This window comes from Rhizobium sp. SEMIA 4085, assembly GCF_013004495.1.
Lineage (GTDB): Bacteria > Pseudomonadota > Alphaproteobacteria > Rhizobiales > Rhizobiaceae > Rhizobium > Rhizobium gallicum.
The window spans coordinates 1-5,786 of sequence record NZ_JABEPH010000365.1; the positions used below are offsets into that span (position 1 = coordinate 1).

Here is a 5,786-nt window from a genome sequence, read left to right on the forward strand (position 1 = left end):
CTGGAAAGGCGGTCACCGTTGCAGGCATCGTTCAGGGCACGGCCGTGACGAAGCCCTATTCGTTGAGACGTATCCTGACCAACTTCATCGACAACGCCCTCAAATTTGCGGGTGCTGCCGAGATCAGCGTCGAACGGAAGGGCGATGGAAATACCATCATTACGGTCACCGATCGTGGGCCAGGTATTCCGGACGACAAGCTGGAGGCCGCCATGCAACCGTTCTACCGGCTTGAGACTTCGCGCAACCGCGACACCGGGGGTACAGGGCTTGGACTGGCCATCGCTCAGCAGCTTGCCGTCTCGGTTGGCGGCACAGTAAGGATCTACAACCGCCTCGGCGGAGGCCTCGCCGCAGAGATATCGCTGCCCTGACCCGATCGTCAGGCTCGCGGCAACCGCGGCTTTCGCGCAGCCGCCGACGTAATCGTCGCCGTCGATGTCGCCGGGGAGGGGCGGCCCAGTCAAAAAGGGTGAGATGATCCGCAGAACCCTGAGCGCATCGCTCCTGGCCGCGCTGTTTCTTGCAACCCGGCTTTTGCCGAGGAAGCAACCATCGGACGCCCGATCGGAGGCGGCAGCCTGCACGCAGGATCCCTCGACATGGTGGTCTACTACGTCTCGGTCGACGGCGACCTTGCTGGAGGTCACCGCCACCTTCGCGCCGAAGACGGGGGGCGATCCGCTGCGCTTCGTCATGTGGCCCGGCTGATCCCGCCTTCAGCCAAGACGATGACGTTAACGCTTAAGTTGGCGGAAAGTCCGAGGCTCAATTCGGCCGCAACGTCTTGCCCGATCCCGCATCGAATAGAAGGAGCTTTCCGGAACGAGGGGGCCTAGACGCTATTATGGACACGTGTTCTATAAGATGGACGGATTGAAGGGAGCACGCCATGCATCTTTCCATGTGGACTTATCCCTGGGACATCCAGGACCAGGGGCTCGCGGCACTTGCCGCCGATCTTCGCGGCCGAGCGGGCCTCACAACGGTCAGCCTGGCGACTTCCTATCATGCTGGCCGGTTCCTTCAGCCGCGAAGCCCGCAGCAAAAGGCATATTTCCCCGAGGACGGGACAGTCTACTTCCGGCCGGATGAAAACCTATGGCAGGACAAGGTGATCCGGCCGCTGATGGCCAGGAACGTGGACGAGCGCGGCGACATGCTGGAAGCGCTCGTCAGGGTACGCGACACGACCGGTCTCAAGGTCTCCTGCTGGACAGTCTGCCTCCACAATACCCGTCTCGGCATGCTGCATCCCGATCATGTGACGCGGAACGCCTTTGGCAATCCCAACTATTACAACCTTTGCCCCTCAAGCCCGGCGGCACGCGCCTATGTTGTCACCCTCGTGCGCGACATCACGACGAACTACCAGCCCGATATGGTGGAACTCGAAAGCCCGAACTTCATGGGATTCGCGCACGAATATCATCACGAGAAAGACGGTGTCGGCTTGAACGGCGAAGACGACTTCCTTCTGTCTCTCTGCTTCTGCGACCATTGCACGGCGCGCGCCGAAAAGGCCGGCGTGCCGGTCGAAGGCGCGCGCAGATCGGTCGTGCGCTTCATCGCGGAACTCTGCGAACGGGCTGTTCCGGAAAGGCAGTTTCCCGACTTCCCGGCAGCCGGAATCGATGCCTTTCGCGACCATCCTGATCTGCACGGCTATCTTGCCTGGCGCACCGCACCGGTGACCAGCCTGATCGGCGAGATCAAGGCGGCCGCCGATCCGGCGACACGCATCGTGCTCATCGACCTGAAGGACGGCTGGCTCGGCGGAGTCGATCTCGCAGCAGTCGGCAAGCTTTGCGACGGGGTGATCCTCTGCTGCTACGACATGGCGCCGGGTGTCGTCGGCAATGTCATTCGGACCGGGCGGGCGGCGATCGGAGCGGGAAAGTTCCTCGGGGTTGGCCTGCGCGTCTTCTATCCCGAGGTCGGCGAGCCTGCGGTCCTGGCCGCACGCGCCAAGGCCGCCGTCGATGCCGGCGCTGACGGCGTGAACTTCTACAACTACGGCCTTATACCGGCAAGGCGTCTCGACTGGGTCAAGGCTGCGGTCGACGTCATCACTTAAGCGGATTAGCGCTCACGCTCTCCTCAGGATTCGATGGGTTCAGCGACCTGAATCAGGCAGTCGCCGGCCTGGCCGTCGCAATGCAGCCTGTGCGAAATGACAATGCCGCTCTCGATGAAGCGCAGCTCTTCCTCCGGCTGCTCCAGGCGTTCCAGGTCATGATACCATCCGGCAAGTTCGCCGGCTGAAACGGTGGCGCCAAGTGCGACGGCCGGCTCGAACCAGCCTCTGCGGTTCGCATAGATGCCCTGGCTGTGCCGGGACAGTGAAAGCAACTGCAACGGCCCACGCTCGGGGAGCGGCACGCGCGACAGGACCGGACGCTCGATGATGCCGAGCGTCACGAGCAGCCGGTCGACCGCCGACGCCGTGAAGGCCATTGTTTCAGGCGTCACGGTGCCGCCGCCGCCGAACTCTCCCGAAAGGCCGATAGTCCCCGCCCGCCCGGCAGCCCCCATCGATGTCGGTGCGGTCGGCCCGTTGTCGGCGATGAAGGCATGCGATGCGCCGATCGCCCGCATCAGCGAGACGGACCGCTCGAAGCGGGCGGCATCCGCCTGCCGCTCGATCAGCGTACAGGGCAGGTGCGCCATGGATGTGCCGCCCGAATGCAGGTCGAGCATGACGTCATGGCGGGGAAAGAGCTCGTGTTCGAGGAAATGAGCGAGGCGCGCCGTCGGTGACCCGGTGGGATCGCCGGGAAACGCCCGATTGAGGTTGCCGCCGTCAAAGGGCGAGCAGCGCTTGCCCGCCATCACCGCCGGCAGGTTCGCCATCGGTAGCACGGTGACGGCGCCACGGATTTCCGCAACCACCAACAGGCGCATCAAACGGCCGAGCTGCAGTTCGCCCTCATACTCGTCGCCGTGATTGCCGGCCATCAGCAGCAAAGACGGCCCCTCGCCATTCTTCAGGCGAAGGACAGGAATGCGGATCTGATAATAGGGCGAACGGTCGATCGAATAGGGAATGGCGAGGTGGCCGGCCTGCCGGCCTTCGCGCAAAAAGTCGATCGGATTGACGAGGCCACTGTGCATGATGTCTCCAGTGCAGACGGTTGCGATGCTGTCAGAGGGCGGCGACCGCGGTCATTTCGACGCGCAGATCACGATCGGCGAGGCGTGCCTCGAGGCAGGCGCGGGCCGGCGGGTTTTCGACGTCGATCCAGCCATCATGACGCTGTTCATTGCGTCGAAATCGACGATCGCCGGCAGGAAGACGGTTGACGGCGATGAGGCGCGAGTGGTCGATACCGGCTTCCTTTAAGAGTGCATCGATCTTGCCAAGCACATCGCTGGTCAAGTCCTCGATGCCCGCCTTGCGATCTCCCGGGTCGACAATATAGACGAAACCGCCGTAGCAGACGGCTTGGCTCATACGCGAACCTTTCTGATAACCCTGGATCATGGGCAGGCTTTCCTTTGCTCTTTTAGGGAGAGGTCAGCCGAAGCTGGTCAGATAGGCCGCCGTCACCGAATGGTCCGGGTCGAGGCCGTAGAGGATGGCATGCCGGTCAAGACAGGTGCAGGGATGCGAGATGCCGTACTCGATGACGTCGCCCACCGCGACGTCGCTATCGTCGGCAAGGGCGACGAAGGCATGCTGATCGTTGAGGCGGAAAGCTTCGGCGCCCCTGAGATCGGCGAAATACGCTCCATTTCGATAGAGCGCCAGCGGCCGCGGCAGGCCTTGGTCCATCGCCACGTCGCGCATGCCCATGCCGCAGATCGCAAGCTGCGCTTCCGGCCGCGACAAGACCTCGGCCCAGACCCGCAGCGCCGGACGGAAACCTGCGGCCGCCGAAACCGTCTCGCCGCCGATGCGGAAACCGCCGCGCGCATCGAGGCCGGCAAGGCCACGCTCGTAGATGCCGTGATCGTGGAAGAAGATCGCGCCGCAACGCAGCAGGAGCCGGCAGGCGGGATCGGCCGCAACGGCTGCTGTAAGCCGCGCAACCACCACGTCGAAAAAGACCGAGCCGCCAGCCGTGACGAGAAGCGGCCGCTTGTCGCCTATGCGGGCGCGCACCTTCGGCAGGAAATCCGCCGTCACCGCCATCAGCGCGTCGATACGAAGCACCGTCTCTTCCGCATCGGCGGTCGCGGCCGCACCCTCATAGGCGGCGATGCCGGTCAACCGGAAGGTCGGCGTCTCCACCGCAAGGATCGCGTTTAGGATTGCCTCGGCGACGGCGGCGCTGCGAATACCGGCGCGGCCGGCGCCGAACTCCACCATCAGGCCCAGGGGCGGCAGATCGGCACGCTGCTGCCAGGCTGAGCGAAGAGCATCGACGAGCGCTGTCGAATCCACGAAGACATGCAGTTCCGCATCGGCATAATCGGCAAGCAGCGCCGCAAGCCGGCGGGCTCCGGCGGCGCCGCCGATCTCATTGGCAAGGATCAGGCGGCGCTGTCCCGCCTTGAGCAGGACGGCGGCCTGGCGGATGTCGGCGACCGTTGTGCCCCAGGCGCCTGCCGCTAAAAGCGCGTTAGCCAGCGCCGTCGACATCGGTGTCTTGGCGTGCGGAGCGATTTCGGCGCCGTGGCTCTTCACATAGGCCATCATCAGTTCGACATTACAGGAGAAGGCCTGCCGGTCGAGCGAGATCAGCGGCAGGGCCATCCTGCCGTCATAGGGTTTCCATCCCTGCTTGCCGATCGCAGCTAGCGGAAGCGGCGGAGTGCCTGGCGGAAAGCCGCGCACCCGCTCGTCGATTAGCGCGTTTTCCGTCGCGATATGAAGGTCAGACATGGCAGCCCCTCGGAGCCTCAGCCGGATCAGGGATGCCGAGGCGATAAATGTCATTGGCAGTGGCAAAGAAAAGGGCGCGCTGCTCCTCGTGAGAGAGCTGCGAGGCAACCGTGCGGAAAACCTGATAGACCTCGTCGAAAGAGGCGTGCAGGCCCGCGACCGGAAAGTCGCTCGCGAACATGGAGCGTGTCGGACCGAAACAATCGAGGCAATGCTCGATCACCGGCCGCAGGCTTTCGAGCGTCCACTCGTTGTCGTAGGCGACGAGGTCGGAAATCTTCAGGCGCACGTTCGGCTCGCCACCGAGCGCCCGCAGACCCCGGCGCCAGAGCGCCATGCCGTCCTCCGTCCGATCAGTGGGGCTTCCGCCGTGGTTGAGCACGAAAAGCGTTTCCGGAAAAGCCCGTACAAGCTTGAGCGCCTCGCTCATCTGCCAGGGATAAAGCATCAGATCGAAGACCAGCCCGAGCCGCGTGACCTCGGCAAGCCCCGCCTGCCAGGCGGGATCGCCCATAAGGTTCGGTCGCGGAGCAAAACTCTTCGCCGCTTCCGGATGCCAGCTGACGATATCACGGATGCCGACGACATTCGGGTTTGCCGCTTCCGCCTCGAGCAAGCGTATGGCATCCGGCCGCTCGAGAGGAACGCGCGCGATATAGCGATGCGCGACGCCGGAGCTGCGGTCGAGGCCATCCAGCCAGCGGCTCTCTTCCAGCGGATACGCATCGGACCAGCCGGCCTCAACATGGACTGTCGCAACGACGTTCTGGCGCGTGGCGTCGGCGCGATAATCATCGATGCCGTAGTCGCGCAGGATCGGCGCGAAGCTTCCGAAAACCATCTCTTTGCCGGAAGCCCGCGCCTTCCAGAGCCAGGAATGACGTTGCAGCCCAAGGTCCCAGATATGCTGGGGCGGGTCGGTCACCGGCACGTCGTAGCGCCTCGTCCTCGGCGGTCT

Annotated in this window: 7 protein-coding genes; 3 read left to right on the top strand and 4 right to left on the bottom strand. The window is 64.0% G+C overall.

The genetic code is table 11. From position 1 onward, the window contains the following. The 3 genes from C9413_RS26465 to C9413_RS26475 all read left to right on the top strand — a co-directional run. Window positions 1-374: ATP-binding protein (locus C9413_RS26465; RefSeq protein WP_170251120.1), on the top strand; the 374-nt coding region annotated here is incomplete at its 5' end. Window positions 375-477: 103 nt separating this feature from the next. Beyond that, the gene (locus tag C9413_RS26470; RefSeq protein WP_040114548.1) at window positions 478-711 is read left to right on the top strand and encodes a hypothetical protein; all 234 of its coding nucleotides are present in this window, start codon (window positions 478-480) and stop codon (window positions 709-711) included. Between the two features lie 181 nt (window positions 712-892). Next, the gene (locus C9413_RS26475; RefSeq protein WP_040114792.1) at window positions 893-2,077 is read left to right on the top strand and encodes a hypothetical protein; all 1,185 of its coding nucleotides are present in this window, start codon (window positions 893-895) and stop codon (window positions 2,075-2,077) included. A 23-nt stretch (window positions 2,078-2,100) separates the two neighbouring features. On the opposite strand, the gene C9413_RS26480 is transcribed toward C9413_RS26475, so the two are convergent. Genes C9413_RS26480 through C9413_RS26495 form a run of 4 tightly spaced genes read right to left on the bottom strand, consistent with a single transcriptional unit; the run spans window position 2,101 to window position 5,759 of the window. Next, window positions 2,101-3,114 (bottom strand): succinylglutamate desuccinylase/aspartoacylase family protein, encoded by a 1,014-nt coding sequence (locus C9413_RS26480; RefSeq protein WP_040114793.1) that lies wholly within the window; start codon window positions 3,112-3,114, stop codon window positions 2,101-2,103. A gap of 31 nt (window positions 3,115-3,145) precedes the next feature. After that, entirely contained in the window at window positions 3,146-3,484 is a 339-nt protein-coding gene (locus C9413_RS26485; RefSeq protein WP_170251121.1) for a Rid family hydrolase, read from the bottom strand. A gap of 33 nt (window positions 3,485-3,517) precedes the next feature. Further along, window positions 3,518-4,828, bottom strand: coding sequence for an alanine racemase (locus C9413_RS26490; protein ID WP_040114794.1), 1,311 nt, complete (start codon window positions 4,826-4,828; stop codon window positions 3,518-3,520). Continuing rightward, on the bottom strand, window positions 4,821-5,759 hold the full coding sequence (locus C9413_RS26495; RefSeq protein WP_170251122.1) for an amidohydrolase family protein: 939 nt from the start codon (window positions 5,757-5,759) through the stop codon (window positions 4,821-4,823). Before C9413_RS26495 ends, C9413_RS26490 begins: the two co-directional genes overlap by 8 nt. Between the last annotated feature and the right edge of the window lie 27 nt (window positions 5,760-5,786).

Coding starts and splice junctions, on each gene's coding strand:
- C9413_RS26490 (WP_040114794.1), bottom strand. CDS start 4,828: ATGTCTGACCTTCATATCGCGACGGAAAACGCGCTAATCGACGAGCGG.
- C9413_RS26475 (WP_040114792.1), top strand. CDS start 893: ATGCATCTTTCCATGTGGACTTATCCCTGGGACATCCAGGACCAGGGG.
- C9413_RS26485 (WP_170251121.1), bottom strand. CDS start 3,484: ATGATCCAGGGTTATCAGAAAGGTTCGCGTATGAGCCAAGCCGTCTGC.
- C9413_RS26470 (WP_040114548.1), top strand. CDS start 478: ATGATCCGCAGAACCCTGAGCGCATCGCTCCTGGCCGCGCTGTTTCTT.
- C9413_RS26480 (WP_040114793.1), bottom strand. CDS start 3,114: ATGCACAGTGGCCTCGTCAATCCGATCGACTTTTTGCGCGAAGGCCGG.